At 30.6% G+C, this 23,073-nt stretch carries 22 protein-coding genes; 17 read left to right on the forward strand and 5 right to left on the reverse strand.

Annotation, left to right across the window (positions count from 1 at the left end; translation table 11 throughout):
* Positions 1-165: 165 nt before the first annotated feature.
* Positions 166-726, reverse strand: coding sequence for a hypothetical protein (locus CLCHR_RS25075; RefSeq protein WP_182629320.1), 561 nt, complete (start codon positions 724-726; stop codon positions 166-168).
* A 172-nt stretch (positions 727-898) separates the two neighbouring features.
* Between CLCHR_RS25075 and CLCHR_RS04375 the strand changes: the two genes are divergently transcribed.
* The 8 genes from CLCHR_RS04375 (at position 899) to CLCHR_RS04410 (ending at position 7,995) form a co-directional block, all read left to right on the forward strand.
* The gene (locus CLCHR_RS04375) at positions 899-1,939 is read left to right on the forward strand and encodes an ADP-ribosylglycohydrolase family protein (protein ID WP_242965987.1); all 1,041 of its coding nucleotides are present in this window, start codon (positions 899-901) and stop codon (positions 1,937-1,939) included.
* Positions 1,940-2,363: 424 nt separating this feature from the next.
* Entirely contained in the window at positions 2,364-2,753 is a 390-nt protein-coding gene (locus CLCHR_RS04380; RefSeq protein WP_079438475.1) for a nucleotidyltransferase substrate binding protein, read from the forward strand.
* A gap of 2 nt (positions 2,754-2,755) precedes the next feature.
* Positions 2,756-3,067: a nucleotidyltransferase domain-containing protein gene (locus tag CLCHR_RS04385; RefSeq protein WP_079438476.1), complete on the forward strand. Its 312-nt coding sequence runs from the start codon at positions 2,756-2,758 to the stop codon at positions 3,065-3,067.
* A gap of 24 nt (positions 3,068-3,091) precedes the next feature.
* Positions 3,092-4,093, forward strand: coding sequence for an ABC transporter substrate-binding protein (locus CLCHR_RS04390; protein ID WP_079438477.1), 1,002 nt, complete (start codon positions 3,092-3,094; stop codon positions 4,091-4,093).
* The gene (locus CLCHR_RS04395; protein WP_079438478.1) at positions 4,068-4,823 is read left to right on the forward strand and encodes an ABC transporter permease; all 756 of its coding nucleotides are present in this window, start codon (positions 4,068-4,070) and stop codon (positions 4,821-4,823) included. Before CLCHR_RS04390 ends, CLCHR_RS04395 begins: the two co-directional genes overlap by 26 nt.
* The gene (locus CLCHR_RS04400) at positions 4,820-5,488 is read left to right on the forward strand and encodes an ABC transporter ATP-binding protein (RefSeq protein ID WP_079438479.1); all 669 of its coding nucleotides are present in this window, start codon (positions 4,820-4,822) and stop codon (positions 5,486-5,488) included. The genes CLCHR_RS04395 and CLCHR_RS04400 overlap by 4 nt, the downstream gene beginning before the upstream one ends.
* Before the next feature lie 452 nt (positions 5,489-5,940).
* Complete coding sequence (locus CLCHR_RS24695; RefSeq protein ID WP_169896762.1) at positions 5,941-6,144, forward strand: hypothetical protein; 204 nt, start codon at positions 5,941-5,943, stop codon at positions 6,142-6,144.
* A gap of 144 nt (positions 6,145-6,288) precedes the next feature.
* Complete coding sequence (locus CLCHR_RS04410) at positions 6,289-7,995, forward strand: ABC transporter ATP-binding protein (protein ID WP_079438481.1); 1,707 nt, start codon at positions 6,289-6,291, stop codon at positions 7,993-7,995.
* A gap of 56 nt (positions 7,996-8,051) precedes the next feature.
* On the opposite strand, the gene CLCHR_RS04415 is transcribed toward CLCHR_RS04410, so the two are convergent.
* The 4 genes from CLCHR_RS04415 to CLCHR_RS04425 all read right to left on the reverse strand — a co-directional run bounded on the left by CLCHR_RS04415 (position 8,052) and on the right by CLCHR_RS04425 (position 12,329).
* Positions 8,052-8,480, reverse strand: coding sequence for a hypothetical protein (locus tag CLCHR_RS04415; RefSeq protein WP_079438482.1), 429 nt, complete (start codon positions 8,478-8,480; stop codon positions 8,052-8,054).
* Between the two features lie 507 nt (positions 8,481-8,987).
* Positions 8,988-9,119 carry a hypothetical protein gene (locus tag CLCHR_RS25415; RefSeq protein WP_278336983.1) on the reverse strand — a complete coding sequence of 44 codons (132 nt, stop codon included), beginning with the start codon at positions 9,117-9,119 and terminating at the stop codon, positions 8,988-8,990.
* Positions 9,120-9,256: 137 nt separating this feature from the next.
* Positions 9,257-10,288, reverse strand: a complete 1,032-nt coding sequence (locus CLCHR_RS04420) for a branched-chain amino acid aminotransferase (RefSeq protein ID WP_079438483.1) — start codon at positions 10,286-10,288, stop codon at positions 9,257-9,259.
* A 142-nt stretch (positions 10,289-10,430) separates the two neighbouring features.
* The gene (locus CLCHR_RS04425; RefSeq protein WP_079438484.1) at positions 10,431-12,329 is read right to left on the reverse strand and encodes an NAD(+) synthase; all 1,899 of its coding nucleotides are present in this window, start codon (positions 12,327-12,329) and stop codon (positions 10,431-10,433) included.
* Positions 12,330-12,598: 269 nt separating this feature from the next.
* On the opposite strand from CLCHR_RS04425, the gene CLCHR_RS04430 reads away from it, so the two are divergent.
* The 9 genes from CLCHR_RS04430 (at position 12,599) to CLCHR_RS04470 (ending at position 23,071) form a co-directional block, all read left to right on the forward strand.
* Positions 12,599-13,030, forward strand: a complete 432-nt coding sequence (locus CLCHR_RS04430) for an NfeD family protein (RefSeq protein ID WP_079438485.1) — start codon at positions 12,599-12,601, stop codon at positions 13,028-13,030.
* 3 nt (positions 13,031-13,033) lie between these two features.
* Complete coding sequence (locus CLCHR_RS04435) at positions 13,034-13,978, forward strand: SPFH domain-containing protein (RefSeq protein ID WP_079438486.1); 945 nt, start codon at positions 13,034-13,036, stop codon at positions 13,976-13,978.
* Positions 13,979-14,175: 197 nt separating this feature from the next.
* Positions 14,176-14,988: an EcsC family protein gene (locus tag CLCHR_RS04440; protein ID WP_079438487.1), complete on the forward strand. Its 813-nt coding sequence runs from the start codon at positions 14,176-14,178 to the stop codon at positions 14,986-14,988.
* A 112-nt stretch (positions 14,989-15,100) separates the two neighbouring features.
* Positions 15,101-15,616, forward strand: a complete 516-nt coding sequence (locus CLCHR_RS04445) for a hypothetical protein (RefSeq protein WP_079438488.1) — start codon at positions 15,101-15,103, stop codon at positions 15,614-15,616.
* A 546-nt stretch (positions 15,617-16,162) separates the two neighbouring features.
* Positions 16,163-17,002, forward strand: coding sequence for an amino acid ABC transporter substrate-binding protein (locus tag CLCHR_RS04450; RefSeq protein WP_079438489.1), 840 nt, complete (start codon positions 16,163-16,165; stop codon positions 17,000-17,002).
* Positions 17,003-17,043: 41 nt separating this feature from the next.
* Complete coding sequence (locus CLCHR_RS04455; protein WP_079438490.1) at positions 17,044-17,685, forward strand: amino acid ABC transporter permease; 642 nt, start codon at positions 17,044-17,046, stop codon at positions 17,683-17,685.
* Positions 17,686-17,700: 15 nt separating this feature from the next.
* On the forward strand, positions 17,701-18,384 hold the full coding sequence (locus tag CLCHR_RS04460; protein WP_079438491.1) for an amino acid ABC transporter ATP-binding protein: 684 nt from the start codon (positions 17,701-17,703) through the stop codon (positions 18,382-18,384).
* 271 nt (positions 18,385-18,655) lie between these two features.
* Complete coding sequence (locus CLCHR_RS04465) at positions 18,656-18,823, forward strand: zinc-ribbon domain-containing protein (protein ID WP_079438492.1); 168 nt, start codon at positions 18,656-18,658, stop codon at positions 18,821-18,823.
* A gap of 501 nt (positions 18,824-19,324) precedes the next feature.
* Positions 19,325-23,071 carry a phosphoribosylformylglycinamidine synthase gene (locus tag CLCHR_RS04470; protein ID WP_079438493.1) on the forward strand — a complete coding sequence of 1,249 codons (3,747 nt, stop codon included), beginning with the start codon at positions 19,325-19,327 and terminating at the stop codon, positions 23,069-23,071.
* The last annotated feature ends 2 nt before the right edge of the window (positions 23,072-23,073 follow it).

Here is a 23,073-nt window from a genome sequence, read left to right on the forward strand (position 1 = left end):
ACGACTGGTGCAACTTTTACTGGTAGAAATCCATAGTTATTTTTTCTTGCAACCGAGTAATAGAGTATCTTCGCTTTCGGTTAATACCACATAAGTCTAAATTAAGTAACACTTAATTCATAGAGTACAAGAAAAGTCTGTAAAGTATTATGAAAATACCAAGGATCATCCGATTACATTTTGTTCAAGTTGATTAAGTGAATTAAGCATATAATTTCTAGAGAATTCGGCCTCATTAACACAATCGATAAAGGTAATATCACCTTCTTGAGTGATTGATTTAATATAAAGTGGTTCTGTAAGTACTAGAACTTCTTTCTCACGTTCATATACTTTATTTTCGTAATTAGCATATAAATCAAAAGATTTATGATTTTTAAGTCTAATGATAACTTTTGAGAAGAAAGAGTTGTCATTAGGTGCATAATGATACGCTACGTCATATCCATCTTTTTTTAGGCGATTAAAAATATGGTCTTCAATATATAATCTTTGTGAGAATTTTTTTGCTATATCTAAACTTTTTGAAAAAGACATAATTTTTGTGGAATAATATTTGTTTATGTTGCTGCCGATTTTTAATAAAATATTTGGTAAAAATATTCCTCTATAAATTTCACATTCTAATATTTGTGAATGCTTTTCAGCTAATTCAATTAATTTATCAGTAGCAAAGTCACCTTCCACATAAGAATCATAAATTAATTTTTCATCTGCAGTGCACATATATGATCAACTCCTTTTTTTTTAAATCGAAGATATATATTTTAATATATGATTAGAATCATAAATAATGTATTCGTTATCATAATTATATAATTTTTTTTCTATATGTGTCAAATATATCTAATAATAATTACGTAATAAGTGATATAATTGTATTAAAAAGGAGATTATTATGATGAATATGAAAGAACGATTCATTGGATGTATAATTGGGGGCGCCCTGGGTGATGCGCTAGGTTACCCAATAGAATTTTATAAGTTAGATGAAATATATCATAAGTATGGAAAAAGTGGAATAGAAGACTTAGATGTAAATATAATCTCAAAGAAAGCGCTTATTTCCGATGATACTCAAATGACTCTATTTACTATTGACGGTATATTGGATTACGAATATACAAGTAGATTTGCAAAGGAGAAGAATATTCAGAAGAGTATATTTCACGCATATGTGAGATGGTTATATACCCAAGGATGTACTATTTCAAAAGAGTATAATTATTTGATGAATGAAAATGATTCAAGGTTATTAAAGTATAATGAGTTATATGATCAAAGATTTCCAGGAAATAGCTGTCTTACAGCTCTGCAAAAGTCCAAAAATGATAAATTTGGAACAATTGAAAATCGTATAAATGGTAGTAAGGGCTGTGGAGGTGTAATGAGGGCAGCACCAGCAGGATTATATTATGTACATAGAAAGAAAGATGCTTTTATTCTTGGTTGTGAATTAGCAGCAATCACCCATGGACATCCAACAGGATATTTAACAGCAGGAGCTCTCTCAAGTATAATTTCAGATTTATGCTTAGATGTACCAATAGATCAGGCTATTATAAATGCAATAAAAATATTAAAAACTATGGGATATAGTGAAGAAACTATAGATGCGTTAAATAAAGCTTTACTCTTAGCTAAGGAAGGAAATCCGAGTTCAGATAAACTTTCGAAGCTTGGTGAAGGTTGGATTGGTGAGGAGGCACTATCAATTGCTGTTTATTGTGCACTTTCGTATCCAGAAGATTTCAAAGAAGCATTAAAATTAGCAGTAAATCACAGTGGAGATAGTGATAGCACAGGAGCTATTTGTGGGAATATAATGGGAGCAAAATTAGGGGTACAAGCGATACCAGAAGAATGGATTTATAAGGTTGAATTAGGGGGCTTAATTAAAGAAATGACAGAAGAACTTTATAAGAATATAGTGAAGTGAAGAGGCATAAAGTTATGAAAATATTTATAAAACTTAGGGTAGTTAATTTAATAATAAGTCGATGAAGACATGTTTTAAAGTTAGTTTTAATACATGTCTTTTTTATATGTATTTAGGTGCAAAAACGTGTCTACTTTCGGTAAATTATTGCATAAGACTTAGTTATGTGGAGACCACTGAAAAAGACCATTTATTTTTTAAATTAGCCGTTGAATATTACTAATAAAATTCAACGGCTATTTAGTATAGATTCAGTTTAATTTGTAAAAGCTTTTATTGCATGGACAGGTAATGACGTAAACCTTTTCTTGCGTTAGCCGTGTTTATGTGCTCATATATAATGGTTAAATAGCAATTATTGTAGTACAATAAAGAGTAAAGAAATAATGAAGAATTACAGGATTAAAGGAAGGAGATTTAGATCATGAATGAGGATATCCTTTGGAAACAAAGATTTAGTAATTATAAAAAAGCAGCAATGCAGTTAGAAGAATTTATAGAAAAAGACGAACTTAATAAATTTGAAATTCAGGGACTAATTCAGTGCTTTGAATATACATTTGAATTAGCATGGAAAACCATGAAAGATTATTTGGAAAATGAGGGGTTTGAGGTCAAAAGTCCTAGACAAACTATACAAACAGCATTTCAGACACAATTAGTCACAGATGGTCATACATGGATTGATGCACTTGAAAAAAGAAATTTGATGGCACATACGTATGATGAAGGCGTAGCAAAGGAAGCGGAGCAACTAATAAAACAAAAGTATTATGGTATAATTAAAGAATTACTGAATAAATTGGAGAATTAAATATGGAGTTTGGGTTAAAAAGAATTGATTTAGAGTATATTATTAAAACAATTGAAAAATTTCCTGAAATAGAAAAAGCAATAATCTTTGGATCAAGAGCAAAAGGAAATTATAAACCGGGATCGGATATAGATATAGCTATCTATGGAGAAAAAATAAATTTTGACATAGTTTCTAAACTTCATTCAAACCTTGAAGAAAAGGGGCCCATGCCTTATTTTTTTGATGTAGTAGATGTAACACATATAAATCATAAAGAGTTAAAAGAGCATATAGAGCGTGTTGGGAAAATAATATATTCAAGAATAGGATAATTGTATTTGTAAAGGGGAATAAAAATGAAAAAGAAATTATCATTATTATTAGTTATAGTATTATCGATGTTAACGTTGATAGGCTGTGGAAATAATAGTGCAGCTCAAAATGAAGCTAAAGAGCAAAGTACACAAACTAAGGATATAAAATTTGTAACACCAGATGGGCTTACGGCAATAGCTGTATCTAAGCTTATTAAAGAAAAACCAGAAATAAGACCTGGATACAATGTCAACTATACAATCGAACAAAATTCTGATAGTTTGGTTACAAGTGTTATGAAAAGTGAGCCAGATATTGCAATAGTGCCTTCGAATGTGGCCGCAACTGTATATAATAAAAATAAAGAATACAAAATAGCAGGAACAATAGGTTTTGGTTCGTTTTATATAGGGACAACTAATGAGAATCAAACTCTTAACGACTTGAAGGGGAAAGAAGTTTATAATATAGGAAAAGGGTTGACTCCTGATATAATTACAAAGACAATACTAAAAGCTAAAGGTATTGATGTAGACAAAGATATTAATTTTAGTTATGTAAATTCAGTTAATGAGCTTGCACCAGTGATTTTAGCAGGTAAAGCACAATATGCAGTAATACCGGAACCAGCATTATCAACTGTTCAAAGCAAAAATGATAAATTTAATGTTATGTTAGATCTAAATGAAGAATGGAAAAAAATAAATAATTCAGAGTATGGATATCCACAATCAACAATAATAATTAAAAAGGAATTGCTAGATAAAGATAAGGAATTCATAGGAGAATTTTTAAAACAGGTCAAGGATGCAACACAATGGATATATACTAATAAAGAAACTGTTGGATCATATTGTGAAGAAATAGGTGTTTCAGCGAAGAAACCAATAGTAGTAAAAGCGATTGATAAGTCGAATATAAAATTTGTAGATATAAAAGACAGCAATAAAGAATATAAAACTTATTTTGAGAGATTAAATGAATTTGATCCGAAAACAATTGGAGGAAGTATACCAGATGATGAAATATTCATGGAAAAGTAAAATATATACTTTCTTATCATGCATATTTTTCATAGGATTATGGCAAGCTTCTGCTATAATAATCAATAATGATATATATATTCCAAGAATAGGGCAGGTTATAGAAACAATTAAAGGAATTTTTAATGAACCAGGTTCATTTAGGGTTATTATCAGCAGTTTTTATAGAACTACTCTCAGCTATGTTTTAGCCTTAGTTTTTTCAATTGTTTTAGGGGTACTCGGAATGGTGTATCCCTTTTTCAAATATTTAATGGAACCAATAAATTCATTTAGTAAAACTATACCGACTATGGTTTTAGTGGTTCTCTCATTGGTTTGGTTTGACAAAGATAAAACTCCTTTTGTTGTTGGATTTGCAATCATTTTTCCTATTCTGTATGAAGGAATAAGAAATAATCTCATTAATATAGATAAAAAAATAATTGATATGACTAAAATATACGAAGTCAGCTTAATTGATAAAATTAGGAAAATCTATATTCCGGTAATTAAATTTTATTTTATGAGCATATTCGTATCAACATTTTCTCTGACTTTTAAAGTTGTAATAGCAGGAGAAGTATATGGACAACCTAAATTTGGCATAGGTTCTCAGATACAGATAGAAAAAGTGAATTTTAATACATCTGGAATATTCGCTTGGATTGTAATTATTGTTATTATATCTTTATTATTAGAGATATTGAATAAAGCGTTAAGACAAAAGATATATAGGTGGGCAAAATGAATATAAAAATTAAAAACTTAAATAAATCCTATGGAAATGAAATAGTTTTTAAAGATTTTAATATTGATTTTTCAGATGAACAGATAAATTGCATAGTAGGAAAATCAGGATGCGGTAAGAGTACTCTTTTGAATATTATAGCAGGACTTATAGAAGCTCAAAGTGGAGAAATAAGTGGTGTATCAATGAATGACATTAGTTATATATTTCAGGAAGATAGGCTAATTGAATGGCTAACTGTCAGAGAAAATTTGGAGCTTGCACTAAAGCGATATTTTGATAACTCAACTCTTACTAATAAAGTTAATGAAGTTTTAAAATTAGTAGGAATTTATGATATAAAAGACAAATATCCTAATAAATTAAGTGGAGGAATGAGACAAAGGATTAATATAGCACGAGCTTTTGGGAAGCCATCAAAATTAATTTTAATGGATGAGCCATTTAAATCATTAGATTATAAATTAAAATATACGATAATAGATGAATTCAAGAATTTATTAAATCGTGAAAAAAGGATGGTTATATTAGTCACTCATGATTTGGACGAAGCTATATATTTCCGAGGAAATATAATAGTATTTCGTGATAAACCAGTTGAAATAGCAGGAGTGTTCAATAATAAGTTAGAGGAATGCAAGAACGAAGTATTAAAAATAATGTAGAAACATATATTTCACCGAAAGAATGGGTACTCTATTGTTTCGGTTTCTAGAGAATTTATCTGTGGATGAATATGAAACTCGACTCGCATTCGCTCTCTGAGTAAGTTCGAGTTCCCAAATGTAAAATTTGGACTCTCACTCACCAGCAGAAGTTGTGCCCATTTGAGCATGCTCCTTTGGAAAGCAAATGACAAGCTCAAATGGAACAACTTCTGCTGAAGAAATCCTACAGACAAATTATCTACGAAACACTGCACAAAAGAGTACCCATTCTTTCTGGTGTGGAATATATTTCAAGTTATAAATCAAATTTAAGAGTTTGATATCTAATCTGATGGTGGTTACTTACTTATTTTTAATCCAGTATGAGGTTGTACCAATTATGCCTGAATATTAACTTATGATAGACTATCTGAATTTAACTATAGATGTAGACCTTACTTCCAACTAAAATGAACAAAAAGCCGGCAAGGATGAAACTTGATACACTTAGAATTTTTTTGTTTGCATTGAGCAGATTTATTCCAAGTAATGTGTCACATAAGCCTAGGCAAATAAAAATTAGTGGAAAAAAATCATTTGGATCATATTTACTTACTATAATATTCAGAGAGAACAAAGGCAATAGCGTGCCTAAGATTAAACTGACAATATAAAAAAGCTTTTTTGACATATTTATTCACCGCCTAACAATTGTAAAATTATGTATCTTGTTTTAATTATATACAAGCTGTTTGAAATTTATTCCTTAAAGATATAAAAATTAATAGGTTGATACCTAAGAAGAAAGGAGATTTAAAATGATAAAGAAGTTTATTTCATTTTATAAACCATATAAATTATTATTTATTTTAGATTTAGTAGTAGCACTTATAGCATCTTTGTGTGATTTAGTGTATCCAGTCATGACAAGGGATCTTGTCAATGAATCAATTCCTAATAGAGATTTAAGAACAATTATTGTATTTGCGGTAGTATTACTTATAATTTTTGCAATTAAGGCTGCCTGTGGGTATTTTATGCAATATTGGGGACATGTTGTAGGTGTTAGAATGCAGGGGGATATGAGAAGGCATATATTTAAGCATCTTCAAAAATTACCTAATAGTTTTTTTGATAATAATAAGACGGGAGATATAATGTCTAGAATTATTAATGATTTGATGGATATATCTGAGCTTGCACATCATGGGCCAGAAGATTTGTTTATATCAATAGTTATGCTTATAGGATCATTCATAATATTGTGTACAATTAATATTCCACTTACATTATTGATATTCGCTTTTATACCATTTATAGTGTGGTTTACTTTGTATGAGAGAAAGAAAATGAATAAAGCCTTTCTTGAAACAAAAGTAGAAACAGGGGCAGTTAATGCAAATCTTGAAAATAGTATTTCGGGAATAAAAATATCGAAAGCATTCGTAAGTCATAGATCTGAAGAAGAAAAATTTGAAAAAGGGAATAAAAAATTCATTAAGGCGAGAGAAAGAGCCTATAAGGTAATGGCAGAATATTCTTCAGGTGCAGGATTTGGGATGGATGTGCTAAGCTATGTAGGTTTAGTAGGTGGAGGAGTATTCACGCTTATTGGTTTTATAAATATTGGAGATTTTATGGCATACATGTTGTTTATAAAGATATTTATTACACCAATAAAAAAACTTATTGATTTTATGGAACAATTTCAAAATGGAATTACAGGTTTTCAAAGGTATATAGAAATAATGAACAATGATAGAGAAAAAGACAAAAAAGACGCAGTTGAACTTGAAAATGTTCAAGGGGAAATAGAATTTAAAAATGTCAGCTTTAGCTATGAAGGTAAAGAAGTTTTAAAAGATATTTCTATGAAGATAAACAAAGGAAAGATGCTTGCATTAGTAGGAGCATCTGGCGGAGGTAAAACAACTTTTTGTAATCTAATCCCAAGATTTTATGAAGTAGAAAATGGAGATATATTAATTGATAATAAAAGCATATATGATGTTAAGTTAGATTCCCTTAGAGAAAATATTGGAATTGTGCAGCAGGAAGTTTTCTTATTTACAGGAAGTATAAGAGATAATATACTGTTTGGAAAGTCAGATGCGACTGAAGAGGAATTAATAAGAGCTGCTAAAATGGCTAATATTCATGAATTTATAAATACTCTTCCAGAAGGATACGACACTTATATAGGAGAAAGAGGAGTTAAATTGTCTGGTGGACAAAAGCAGCGTATTTCTATTGCAAGAGTTTTTCTTAAAAATCCACCAATACTAATTTTGGATGAGGCAACATCAGCATTAGATAATATAACTGAGCGCATAATTCAGGAATCATTAGAAAAGTTATGTACTGGAAGGACAACCATAGTAGTTGCACATAGATTGTCTACCATTAAAAATGCAGATGAAATCATTGTTCTTGGAAAGACAGGAATAATAGAAGCAGGAACACATGAAGAGTTAATGGAAAAGCAAGGAGAATATAGTAACTTACATAGATTAGCAGCAGTATAAGTTTTGTGAAAAAAAGAGGTTGCCAAAAATAATTAAATATTTTTGACAGCCTCGTATTAATTTTCAGATTCATCATTTAACGAACTTAATAGTTGTACTTTTTTATATAAAGTAGATACATCTATTTCAACATCCATAGCTTGACTTAACTTGTTGTGAATTTCTGTTTCAGCGGCATTATTAGAAACATGTGAATTAAAATTATTCTTATTAAGTCGAGCCTGTACTATTCTAGCGTTTTCCGCACTTTTTAATCTTTCCATATTCTCTAGTTCATTATAAAAAGTTGTTGAATTATCATTTGATGATAGATGCTCAGCAGCCGCATTTAATGAATTATTAAAGGACTTAGAATTTTCGCGTTTCTTCCTTGGAGGATTTTTTGAGTCACTATAAGGCCTCTTAATTATCCTATTATCAATAGCAGCGTTAGAAACACTTGTTACAACATATTCACTTCTAGAAATTATTCTGTTATCAGACATATATAATCCTCCTTTTTATAACCATAAATTTAACTAAACTTAAGAATTTATATCTTATACTATTATATTCGGACATACTTAATAAAAGATGACTATTTTTGAATATATTCCATTAATTTTTAGTTAAAAAACATTCATATAGGGTTCCGCAATGATAATCGAACTTATGTGTATTCCCACCGAAATCAATGATATTCGTTTGTTTCGGTTTCTAAGGAATTTTGATGGGTAGTTCTAAGATTGGAAGTTGCACCAAAAGTGCTAGCATCAAAAGAGGAAACTCGACTCACATTCGTTCGCTGAGTAAGTTCGAAGGGCCAAATGCAAGATTTGGATTCTCACTTAAGCATTGAACTAGCACTTTTGAACAACTTCTAATCTAAGAACCACAGCCATCAAAATTCCAGATGAAACACTACACAAAAGAATATCATTGATTTCTAGTTAGGGAATATATCACAGCATAAGTTTAATTATCGATGAGGAACCCTATATTTATCTATCTAACTATGAATTTGATTTATGATTTGAAATACTTTCCATACCAGAAAGAGAAGGTACTCTTTTTTCGTAGTGTTGCATCGAAAAAATAGCTGTAGTTATTTCTTCAGTAAAAGTTGTTCCAGTGCTGCTTGTCATTAGCTTGCCTAAGGAACAAGCAGCACTGGTGCAACTTTTACTGATAGAAATCCACAGCTATTTTTTTATAGCAACCGAGAAACAGAGTACCTTCTCTTTCGGTTGATTATCGCATAAATTCAAGTTTTGTAGAAGTATTATACTTCTACTTCGTATATCCATCCTTCTGGAGCTTCAACATCGCCAAGTTGTATACCTACAAGAAGATCATATAATTTTTGAGTTACAGGACCTACTTCAGTTTCACTATGGAATACATGTAATTCATCTTTATATTGTATTCCTCCAATTGGAGTGATTACAGCAGCTGTACCACAAGCGCCAGCTTCTTTGAATTCATCTATTTTATCAATAAATACTTCTCTTTCATAAACCGGCATTTTTAAATAATGTTCTGCTATATAAAGTAAAGAACGCTTAGTTATACTAGGTAAAATAGATGGAGATACAGGAGTAACAAATTCATTATTCTTAGTTATTCCAAAGAAGTTTGCAGCGCCTATTTCTTCAATTTTAGTATGGGTAGCTGGATCTAAGTAAATACAATCAGCAAATCCCTTTTCTACAGCTACAGCATGAGCTTGTAATGACGCAGCATAATTACCACCAACTTTATTACCACCAGTACCATGAGGAGCCGCTCTGTCGAATTCATCTAAAACTATGTAGTTACAAGGAGATACTCCATCTTTAAAATATGGACCAACAGGTATACAAAATACACCAAAGATATATTCTGGAGCTGGTTTAACACCTATGTTGTTTCCAACACCCATTAAATATGGTCTGATATATAAAGTTGCACCACTTCCATATGGTGGAACATATTTTTCATTTGCTTTTACAACTTGCTTAACAGCATCAATAAATTTTTCAACAGGAACATGCGGCATAAGAAGTTTGTCACAACTTTCATTCATACGCTCTGCATTTAAATCAGGTCTAAATAATTGAATTTTACCTTCTTTTGTTGTATATGCCTTAAGTCCTTCAAAACAACTTTGACCATAATGAATAACAGTAGAAGCCTCGCTTACAGTAACCATATTATCTTCAACAAGCTTTCCTTCATCCCATTTTCCATCTTTCCAAACTGAAATATAACGAAGATCTGTTTTTATATATTCAAATCCTAATTTACCCCAGTCTATATCAGCTTTTTTCCCCATTTTATATTCCTCCACATCTATATAGGCTTATTGCCATTGTTTATTTAATAACATCTATTTTAGCACTACTTGAAAAGAATTTCCACAATTCATGATAAATTAATGGTGAATGATGAATAATGAATAATTATTAATCTTTCATTTAAAGCCAAGGCTCAGCATCTGACGGCATGCGCCAGTCACCTCTAGGACTTAAAGAAATACTTCCTACTTTAGGTCCATCAGGAAGGGCACTCCTTTTGAATTGTTGAGTAAAGAATCTAAACATAAATTTGTCTAACCATTTATTGATTTCTTCCTCTGAGTAATCAGCTTTGAATGCATTTTTTGCTAAGAAAAATATTCTGTCTTTTGTAGAACCATGTTTAATAAAATGGTATAAGAAGAAATCATGAAGTTCATAAGGACCAACAATGTCTTCAGTTTTTTGAGCTATATTACCATTTTTATCTTTAGGTAGTAACTCAGGACTAACTGGAGTATCTAATATATCCATAAGGGTGTCACACACAACTTCAGTTGATTCGTTTTGAGCTACATATTCTACTAAGTATCTAACCAGCGTTTTAGGGATAGAAGGATTTACAGAATACATTGACATGTGATCTCCATTATAAGTACACCAGCCAAGTGCGAGCTCTGATAAGTCTCCTGTACCTATTAATAGTCCTCTTTCCTTATTTGCAAGATCCATTAATATTTGAGTTCTTTCTCTTGCTTGAACATTCTCGTAAGTTACATCGTGTATATCTTTATCGTGGCCAATATCTTCAAAATGTTGAAGCGATGCTTTAACTATGTTTATTTCTCTAAGATCTGTACCTAGCTCCTTACATAAGCAAATTGCATTATTATAAGTTCTATCAGTTGTGCCAAATCCAGGCATAGTGATAGTTACAATATTTTTTTTGTCTAAGTTAAGTAGTTCAAAGGTTTTAACAATTACAAGAAGTGCAAGGGTTGAATCTAATCCGCCTGAAATTCCTATTACTGCTTTTTGGGATTTTGTATGTTCAAGTCTTTTTGCTAAACTAGCAGCTTGGATGCTAAAAATTTCCTTGCAACGAATTTCTCTTTCCTTTTCGTATGAAGGCACAAAAGGATGTTTATCAATATATCTATCAAAGCCGTTAAATGAGACATTTTCAAATTCAAATCTGATTATATTAGGTTTCTTGTTACAATATTTAGACGAATCTTTAAAGCTTAAGTTCTTCATTCTTTCAGCTTTTAATTTAAATACATCAACAAAAGAGCATATTATTTCATTCTCTCTTTGAAATCTATTATTTTCTTTTAAAAGTGATCCGTTTTCGCTAATTAATAAATGACCACTAAATAATACGTCTGTAGTGGACTCGTGGACGCCAGAAGATGAATATATATAGCTAGAAATTGTTCTAGCGCTTTGATTCGATATAAGACTTTTCCTATAATCCATCTTACTTACAAGTTCATTTGACGCAGAAAGGTTCCCTATTATATGAGCTCCCATAAGAGAAAGATATGAACTAGGAGGGATTGGCACCCATAAATCTTCACAAATTTCAACGGCAAAGTTTGCTACTCCAGATGAAAAAATTAAATTTGTACCAAAAGGGACGTCTTTTTGGAAAGGTAAATCTATTTTTTCGTTTTCAATAGAAAGCCCTTCTGTAAACCATCTTTTTTCATAGAATTCGCTATAGTTTGGAAGATATGACTTTGGAACTATCCCTAGAACACTTCCTTTAAAAAGTAGAAATGCACAATTATATAAGGCGCTATTACAAAGAAGTGGAGCACCAACAGCAATTAACATATCATAATTTTTAGTAGCTTCTAATATTTGATTAATTCCATCTAGAGATTTTGTTATTAGATATTCATGTAAAAATAAATCTCCACAAGTATAAGACGTAATACATAGTTCTGGAAAAATTATAAATTTACTTTCTTTCTTCACTGCATCATCTATGCATATTAAAATATTTTCAACATTATAATTAATATCAGCGACCCTAGTTTTAGGGCAGGCAGCTGCAACTTTAATGAAATCCATAAAATCGCTCCTTACAATTATAGTATTTGGCAAATTTTTAATATAGAAATATATAATTTTTATATTAAAAGTTTCATTGTTATATTTTAGCTAAATAATAGAAATATATCCTCATAATTATATACTAACATGAGAGTAAAATCAAAAGCGATAAAAGGTATTTAAAAACTTATTTCAAGATAATAAATAACTTGAAAAAATGTTTTAGAAGATGTATAATAATTTTATTACATGTAATAAAATTATTATATATTTAGGGGGGAAGTATGATGGGAATGGTAATCTTTTGGTTAATTATTGCTGTTTGTGCAGTAGCTATTGATGTATTAACTAGTAATTTTTGTTTTATGTTATTTGCAATAGGCGCAATTGTCGCAGCAATATGTGGAACGTTGGGTGTGCCATTAATGATTCAAGTGTTAATTTTTGCAGTAGTTAATATAGTAGCGCTTGCTATTGGTTACCCGTGGCTTAAGAAAAAATTTAACGTGAAAGTTAAGAGCGCGCCTCTCATGGAAGAAACTTATATAGGAAGAGTTATAAAATGTGAAAAAGACATTGAAGATAAAGGACAAATTAAAGTGAATGGTGAATATTGGACTGTAATAAATGAAGGGGATACAATTAATCAAGGTGAAAAGTTTATTATTACAGGAATAGAAGGAATAAAATTAAAAATTAAAAAGGTTCAGGAGGATTAGGGTATGGGTACTATTATTGTTTTAGGAATAATTTTATTAATTGCACTTATAGTGATCTTAGCATCAATTAAGGTTGTAAATACAGGATACTTATATGTAGTTGAAAGATTTGGACAATTTCATAAGGTGCTAGAGCCAGGATTGCATTTTACGCTTCCATTTGTGGATTTTGTAAGAAGAAGAATTTCTACAAAACAGCAAATTATTGATGTAGAGCCACAATCAGTAATAACAAAAGATAATGTTAAAATATTAGTGGATAATGTTATATTTTATAAAGTAATAAACGCAAGAGATGCAGTTTATAATATAGAAAGTTTTCAATCAGGTATAATATATTCTGCTACAACTAATATGAGAAATATATTAGGTAATATGTCACTAGATGAAATTCTATCGGGAAGAGATTCTATAAATCAAGATCTTCTAAGTATTATTGATGAAGTTACAGATGCATATGGTATAAAGATATTGTCAGTAGAAATAAAAAATATAGTTCCACCAGCTGAGATTCAACAAGCTATGGAAAAACAAATGAAGGCTGAAAGAGATAAAAGAGCTATGATTCTTCAAGCAGAAGGTTTAAGACAATCGCAAATCGAAAAAGCAGAAGGAGAAAAGCAAGCTAAAATATTATCAGCAGAAGCTGAGAAGCAAGCTAATATAAGAAGGGCTGAAGGACTAAAGGAATCTCAATTATTAGAAGCAGAAGGTAAAGCAAAGGCAATAGAAGAAATTGCAACAGCGGAAGCAGAAGCTATAAGAAAAGTAAATCAAGCAATCATTGATTCAGGAACTAATGAAGTTGTAATAGCTTTAAAACAGGTTGAAGCGCTTAAAGAGATGGCTAATAATCCTGCTAATAAGCTTATATTACCAAATGAAACACTATCATCCCTTGGAAGCATAGCAGCAATTGGAGAATTGCTTAAAGGAAGTAGAGAATAATACAATAATAAAAAGAGACAAGGATGACTTGTCTTTTTTTTATAAAGTAAAACTCGATTCAATTGGGAGCGTTCAGTAGCTGGACATTAGATAAAATAAAAAGTTATTGATTAAAGGGAGCATTTTTATGGAATTAATATATTATATAAGATACAATGGTACAAACAAGAAGGTGTTAGAAATGGAGGTAGTAATAAGTGAGTATAACGGAGAAAGATTTTAAGAAAGAAAAAATTATAAATTCTCAACGGAAGAAATTAATAAAAAGAGAAGAAAAATTTTTTTATAAAAAAGAAAATGAGTATATAAAAAATAAAATATTACCTATAAAAGAAAAAATAGAAGAAAGAATCCCAGATAAAATGTTAGAGACATTTGAAAAAGCTTTCGAAAAAGGATTTTATTTCGTATTTGAAAAGGGTACTAGCTTAATAGAAAAAAGTTATAACTCTGAGAAGTTGAAAAATGAAGCTGATATAAATGAATACATTTTATCCAAAAGAGTTAATAATAAAAATTTAAATCGAATCGATAAGAAAGTTAAAAGAGGAGTTATTATAAATAAAGGTATTACTACGGCTGAAGGCACTGTACTTGGAGTTTTTGGAATAGGACTGCCTGATATACCAGTATTCTTAAGTGTGATACTAAGAACAGTTTATGAAATATGTTTGAATTATGGATTTAATTATGACACGGATGAGGAAAAAGCTTTTATTTTGAACGTAATTTGTGCAAGCGCAAATAAAACATCTGAGAAGATTTTATATTCTAACGAATCAGATAGAATTGGATATAACATTGATAATGAAATATATAGCAATGTTGATATAAATAATATGATAAAAGAAACCTCAAGGAATTTATCGGAAAATATAATATTTTCAAAGGTTATTCAAGGAATTCCTATAGTAGGTGTATACGGAGGATTATCAAACTTTAGACTTGTAAGTGATATAAGTGAAGTGGCTAGTATAAAGTACAAGAAAAGATTGTTATCAAAATTGTAGTAAGGCTTTAACCATAAATATGCTTAGTAAATTTGATAATAATAATTGAAATAATAATAAAAAAATATTAATATATACTAAGCAGTACAAAAAGTGAGTTGAGGTGAAAAAAATGAAAATGAAGAACATTATGAGTTTAATACTTTCTATAATACTCTCTTTTTCTTTTATTGGATGCAGTCTAAAAGATGACTATATACTTCAAACTAAAGAAGACACAGATGAAATACCATCTGGAGATAAAGTTAATGAAGTATTTGACTCTGAAAAAATGAAAGATTTAATGGATAAATTAAAAACTACTCCTAAGGAAGTTTCAGATAAGTCAGATGAAGTTGATAGTGATACAGTAAGAACTATGAGAGAATTAAGTGACAAAGCAGATGAATTGACAGATGCATTAAATAGTGCTGATTTTCAAGGTAAAAGTGAAGATATTATAAATAAGTTTAATGATATAAATGATAAATTAGATGAAATTAAAGATAATGTTGATGACGCAAAAAATAGGGTAGATACATATGAAAATCCAATTGATGAAAAACAAGTCACAAATACTGTGGATGAATTCACAACACATATGGATAATTTACAAAGAGCTTTAGATAGAGCATCCTCAACAAAGTAATTGAGAAGAACTTAAAGTGAAGCAATGACAAACCGAAATAGAATACATATATGTTCCACAGGACTGTGAAAAATTTCGCTGGGAATATCTAAATGGAAAGTTGCACCACTTCTGCGTGTTCCTGTGACAAGCACAGGACAAGCGGAAGTGGAACAACTTCCCGTTAAGATACTCCAGCAGCTTATTTTTCAATGCCTGACTCCACATATATGTATTCTATTTCTTTAGTATTGCTATAACTTTAAGTATTTCACATAAACCAGTCTAAAAATTATTCGTATATTTTATTAAAGATTGTAAATATTCTTTAATACAGATATTGCTAACCAGAAAAATATAAAAATACTTGCAGTGAGAGAATTGTTTAAGTTTACTGCCAAACAACCGAACGGGAATATATGTGTTTACTCCCGTTCTTTGTTTAGTGGTAATAAGCTTATTTAATATTTTATGAAAAAAACTATAAAATAAAAAAAGTGCTTGAATGTTTTGCTTTAGTATGATAAAGTGATAAATAGAGAAAAACAATTTGGGGAGGAAATAATAATGAAGATTAATAAATTAATTAAAAAAATAGCAGTAGCTGCGATTATAACAACTTTAGGTACAAGTCTTGTAGCATGTAGTGGGAATAGTGCTGCAAATAAATCATCTGAAACTAAGTCTGCAGGCAGCACATTAGATAAAGATGAATTAGTAATAGGTTTAGATGATACTTTTGTTCCAATGGGATTCAAAAACGAAAGTGGAGAAATAGTTGGTTTTGATGTGGATTTAGCAAATGCTGTTGCTAAAAAACTTAATAAAAAGGTTAAGTTCCAGTCGATTGATTGGAGTATGAAAGAAACTGAACTTAATAATGGAAATATAGATTTAATATGGAATGGATATTCAATTACGGATGAAAGAAAAGGAAAAGTTGAATTTTCAAAAGCTTATTTAAATAATACTCAAGTAATAGTTACTTTAGCAGATTCTAATGTAAAGACTAAAGCAGATTTAGCAGGGAAAAAAGTTGGTGCTCAAAATGGATCAACAGCAGTTGACGCAGTAGAAGCTGAGGCAAATGTATTAAAGAGTTTTGATGGTGGAAAATTAGTTACATTTGATGATAATAACGCTGCATTAATGGATTTAGAAGCAAAAAGATTAGATGCTATTGTTGTAGATGAAATTTTAGCTAGATATTACATGAAAGCTAGAGGCGTAGAAAAGTATAAAGTTTTAACTGAAAACTTTGGAAGCGAGCAATATGGTGTTGGAATTAGAAAAGGTGACACTAAGTTTGTTGAAGCTTTTAATAAAGCTTTAGGTGAAGTGATAGCAGATGGAACTGCTGGTGAAATATCAAAAAAATGGTTTGAACAAGATATACTTGTTAAATAGTATACTTAAATAATGGAAACAATAAAGGGGAGGAAATAACCTTGGGTTATATTTTAGAAATAATGCCTCAAGTATTAGAGGGGCTTAAAGTCACATTAGAAATATTTGCAATGACATTACTGTTATCTATTCCACTTGGAATAGTAATAGCCGTAATGAGAACATCTAAATCTCTAATATTAAGCAAAGTGAGCGGGGCATATGTTCTTATAATGAGAGGTACTCCTCTATTATTGCAAATTATTGTAATCTTCTTTGGATTACCTATAATAGGAATTACATTCGATAGGTTTCCGGCTGCGATTCTTGCATTTACTTTAAATTATGGTGCTTACTTTGGAGAAATATTTAGAGCAGGAATAATGTCTGTTGATAATGGACAAGTAGAAGGAGCTCAAGTTTTAGGCTTGAGTTCAAAAGATATATTTTTCAGAATCATACTTCCACAAGCATTTAAAAGAGTTATTCCTCCAGTTGCAAATGAAGTAACTACCTTAGTAAAAGATACTTCTTTAGTATACGTATTAGGATTAGATGAGATGCTAAAGATAGGTAAAATGGCTGCAAATAGAGATGTATCTTTAATGCCGCTTTTAATAGTTGGAGTTGTGTATTTGCTAGTAATAGCAATTTTGAGCCAAGTGTTAAAGAAAATCGAAGAGAAATATGACTACTATAAGTAATCTGGAGGAAAAGTTATGCTTAAAGTTAGTAATGTAAAAAAGAAATTTGGGAATACAGAAGTTTTAAAAGGGGTTAACCTTGAAATAAAAAAAGGTGAAATATTAGTTGTTGTAGGTCATTCTGGTGGCGGAAAAACTACGTTACTTAGATGTGTAAATGCATTAGAACTTTGTGATGAAGGAAATATCGAAATTAACGGGAAGTTCTTATGTAAAGATGGAAAGTATGTGGATAAAAAAGAGCTTAGAGAAATAAGAAAAGATATAGGATTAGTATTTCAGAACTTTAACCTATTTCCACATATGACTGTTTTAGAAAATTTAATAGAAGCGCCTCAAAAAGTACTGGGATGGACAAAAGATGAAGCGATTAAGAAAGCAGAAGAAACACTTGGGTTTTTGAATTTGCTAGAAAAAAAAGATAATTACCCATTTGAATTATCAGGCGGACAGAAACAAAGAGTTGCAATTGGAAGGGCATTGGTGTTAGAACCAAACATTATGTGCTTTGATGAACCAACATCTGCGTTAGATCCAGGGCTTACAGGAGAAGTTGCAACATTGATAAAGAGCTTAAGTACCAAAGGTATGAGCATGATGATTATAACTCATGATATGGACTTTGCTAAAAACGTAGCAGATAGAATTGTATCAATGGATTCAGGAAAACTTCAAGAGGGATTAATCTTTGAGAATTAATAAGAATACTAAATAATAGATTGATATACATTTATGTAAATGCTTTGATAAATAATATAATAAAATTGAATAATTTTATTATATTATAAACTGATAAGGTTTATAATTATCAATTTGATTGTAATAATTTCTGTTGAATTATAAGATAAAGTGTGGTATTCTTAAAGAGTAAGATAATTCAAGATTTAATCAATACTGCACATTAGCCTCTGTTTCAGAGATTGGGTCAAGTATCGGGTTATAATCTTTGGAAAAAGGGAGGATTTTTATAATGGAAGATAGAACTTTAGTATGTAAAGATTGTGGAAAGGAATTCACTTTCACAGTTGGAGAACAAGAATTCTACAAAGAAAAAGGATTTGATAACGATCCAGTTAGATGTCCAGATTGTAGAAGAGCTAGAAAGCAACAAAGAAACAACAGAAACTTCGACAGATAGTAACTATTGAGTCATAAGATTAATCTTATGACTCTTTATTTTTGTTAGAGTTTAGTAAATTTTCAGTCTTGTATTAATGTACATTGGATAAAACAAATAAGAAGATTAATATTTCATTTAATGAATTATTAACATAAATCTAAAAAATATTGGATAAAATATGAACTGTCTCGAAATAATTTTTTATTTTGAGACAGTCTTTTTTTGTGTATTATATATTACAAAACAATTTACGTAAGCAAATGTAAGAAATGTTTTACTTGTAATTGAATATAACGTATACACAACTAAATACGAACTATAAAAAAGAAAAAAAGAATTAAAATTCGTAAAAAAGCAAAAATAAATAAAATTTTACACAATATGAGTTGACATCATACGTGTTAGATGATAATCTTAAAGTATCGATACGAAAGTTAGTGGAGCGTTGATTAAAAACATTCGCCATTACAAAGAAGTAGTGATTAGGCTAAATCTTATAATATTTTTGGAGGAATTAAGATGTTAGATATTAGAAGCGTATTCGTTGAAAAGAAAAAAGGATTTAATGTAGAAGCCCAAAGTTTATTAAATGATTTTAAAGAAAACTTAGGGATATTTGCATTGGAAGATGTAAGACTTGTAAATAAGTATATTATTTCAGATATATCTGAAGAATATTATAAGAGAGCATTACATACAATTTTTTCTGAAGCAACAGTAGATATAGTGTATGAAGCAGAATTACCAATTAATAAAGGGGAAGAAGCCTTTGCCGTAGAATACTTACCAGGTCAATACGATCAGAGAGCAGATTCAGCTTCTGAATGTTTAGCTCTTTTAACAGCTGAAGACAAGGTCGAAATTAAATCAGCTAAGGTAGTAATATTAAAAGGAAACCTTTCAAAAGATGATGTAAATAGAATTAAAAAATATTATATCAATCCAGTCGATTCGAGAGAAGTTACAATTGATAGCAAAGAATTATCAGTACCTTCAAACATACCTAAAGATGTCCAAATATTAGATGGATTTATCAACAAGTCGTTAGATCAATTAAAAGAATTCCATAGCGAACAAGGCTTGGCTATGAGCATTGATGATCTTCTTATGATTCAAGATTACTTTAAAGGAGAACAAAGAGATCCAAGTATAACTGAAATTAAAGTTATAGATACATATTGGTCAGATCACTGTAGACATACAACATTCTCAACGATTTTGGAAGATGTTCAAATTGAAGATAATAAATTCACAGCTCCAATAAAAGCGAGTTATGAAGGATATTTGAAATCAAGAGACTATGTTTATGGGGATAAAGAAAAGAGCAAAACTCTTATGGATATGGCAGTAATTGCTATGAAGGAACTTAGAAAAAGAGGTAAGCTTGAGGATTTAGATATTTCTGAGGAAATAAATGCATGTTCGATTAATGTAAGAATTGAAACAGAAAAAGGCATGGAAGATTACTTAGTAATGTTTAAGAATGAAACACATAATCACCCAACAGAAATTGAACCTTTTGGTGGGGCAGCAACATGTCTTGGTGGTGCTATAAGAGATCCACTTTCAGGAAGAACATATGTATATCAAGCAATGAGAGTTACAGGGGCAGCAGATCCAACAGTACCAGTTGAAGATACATTAGAAGGAAAACTTCCTCAAAGAAAAATAACACTTGGAGCAGCTCATGGATACAGTTCATATGGAAATCAAATTGGTCTTGCAACAGGTCAAGTTGAAGAAGTGTATCATGCAAACTATGCAGCTAAGAGAATGGAAGTTGGAGCAGTTATTGCAGCAGCACCTAAAGAAAATGTAGTAAGAGAAGAGCCTAAGCTAGGCGATGTTATTATCTTACTTGGTGGAAGAACAGGAAGAGACGGTGTTGGTGGAGCTACAGGTTCATCAAAGGAACATACAGTAGATTCAATTAATGAATGTGGAGCTGAAGTTCAAAAAGGTAATGCACCTACTGAAAGAAAGCTTCAAAGATTATTTAGAAATGCAACAGTAGCTAAAATGATCAAGAGATGTAACGACTTCGGTGCAGGTGGGGTTTCAGTTGCAATAGGAGAACTTTGCAGAGGATTAGATATAGATTTAGATAAAGTTCCAAAGAAATATGAAGGTTTAGATGGAACAGAACTTGCAGTTTCAGAATCACAAGAAAGAATGGCAGTTGTTGTAACAAAAGAAGATGCAGATGAATTTATCAGACTTTCAAATGAAGAAAATTTAGAGGCTACTTTGGTTGCACATGTTACTGATACAGATAGACTAAGACTATTCTGGAGAGGCAAACAAATAGTTGATTTAAAGAGAACCTTCTTAGATACAAACGGAGCTACTCAAAAAACGAATGTTACAGTTAAAGCACCAGCTGATTATCCATATGTAGTAGCAGATATTAATGTTAAAGAAGAATGGGTAAATAACTTAAAGAAACTAAATGTTTCATCACAACAAGGATTATCAGAAAGATTTGATGCAACAATAGGACATGGAACAGTACTTATGCCATTTGGTGGTAAATATGCAAAGACTCCAGCTGAAGGAATGGCAGCTAAGATTCCTGTTCTTGATGGAGAAAGCTCAGATGCTACATTAATGACATTTGGATTTAATCCTGAACTTGGTACTTGGAGCCCATATCACATGGCATATTATGCAGTTATTGAAAGTATATCAAAACTTGCAGCTATGGGTGGAGATTACAGAAAAGCCAGATTAACTTTCCAAGAATATTTTGAAAGATTAGGCAGCGAAAGCTCAAGATGGGGTAAACCATTTGCAGCATTACTTGGTGCATACGAAGCTCAAATGGCATTTGAAACTGCGGCAATTGGCGGTAAAGATTCTATGTCAGGAAGCTTTGGAGATTTAGATGTACCTCCAACATTAGTATCATTTGCTGTAGGAGTAGAAAAGGCAAGACATATAATATCACCAGAATTTAAAGAAGCAGGATCAAGTTTAGTTTTACTTCAAACTGAAAAGCTGGGAGATGGAACAATAAATATCGAAACGCTTAAGAAGAATTTAGAAGTATTATACAACTTAATTCAAGATGGAAAAGTAATTTCAGCATCAGCAGTTAAATACGGTGGAGTTTCTGAAGCTATCACTAAGATGACACTAGGAAATAGAATTGGTGCAGAAATTGAAAACTTAACAAAAGATGAATTATTTGCATTTAACTATGGAACTATAGTATTAGAAGTTAAAAATGGTGTTAATGTAGAAGAAGAATTCAAAGAATGTTTATATAAAGAAGTTGGTAAGACAATAAGTTCAGCAGTTATAATTTCTAAGGAATATGATTTGAACTTAGATATAGAAGCTTTAGAAAAAACATACGAAGAAAAATTAAAATCAGTATTTAAAATTAAAACAAAAGATGCTCACGAAAAAGTGGAAACTGTTTTATATGATAATAAATCAATTCTTTCACCTGCTATTAAAATAGCTAAGCCAAAGGTTGTAATCCCTGTATTCCCAGGAAACAACTGTGAGTATGATTGTGCTAGAGCATTTGAAAAAGAAGGAGCAGAAGTAACTCAAGTAGTATTTAGAAATATTACTAAGGAAGCACTTAATGAATCAATTGAAAGACTTGCAAAAGAAATAAGTACTGCTCAAATTCTTATGATCCCAGGAGGATTCTCAGCAGGGGATGAACCAGATGGTTCAGGTAAATTTATTGCTAATGCTCTTAGAAATGAAAAGATAAGCAATAGTGTAATGGAATTACTTAAGAATAGAGATGGATTAGCTATTGGTATTTGTAACGGCTTCCAAGCTTTAATTAAGTTAGGTTTAGTACCATACGGAGAAATTGTAGATATAAAAGAAGATATGGCAACATTAACTTATAACAATATAAATAGACATATGTCTTCAATTATCAGTACAAAGGTAGTATCAAATAAATCACCTTGGTTCAGCGAAGTTAATTTAGGAGATATACATTCAGTTGCAATTTCACATGGTGAAGGAAGATTTGTTGCGCCAGAAAGCTTAATTCAAGAATTAATAGCTAACGGTCAAGTAGCAACTCAATATGTTGACTTTGACGGAAATGTATCTTTAAATATGCCATTCAATCCAAATGGATCAATGTATGGAATTGAAGGTATAACAAGTCCAGATGGAAGAGTTCTAGGTAAGATGGCTCATAGCGAAAGAATAGGAACAGATTTATATAGAAATATTCCAGGAGACTTTGATCAAAAGATATTCAAAGCAGGGGTAAATTATTTTAAGTAGCG

The sequence above is a fragment of the Clostridium chromiireducens genome, assembly GCF_002029255.1.
GTDB classification, from domain to species: domain Bacteria; phylum Bacillota; class Clostridia; order Clostridiales; family Clostridiaceae; genus Clostridium; species Clostridium chromiireducens.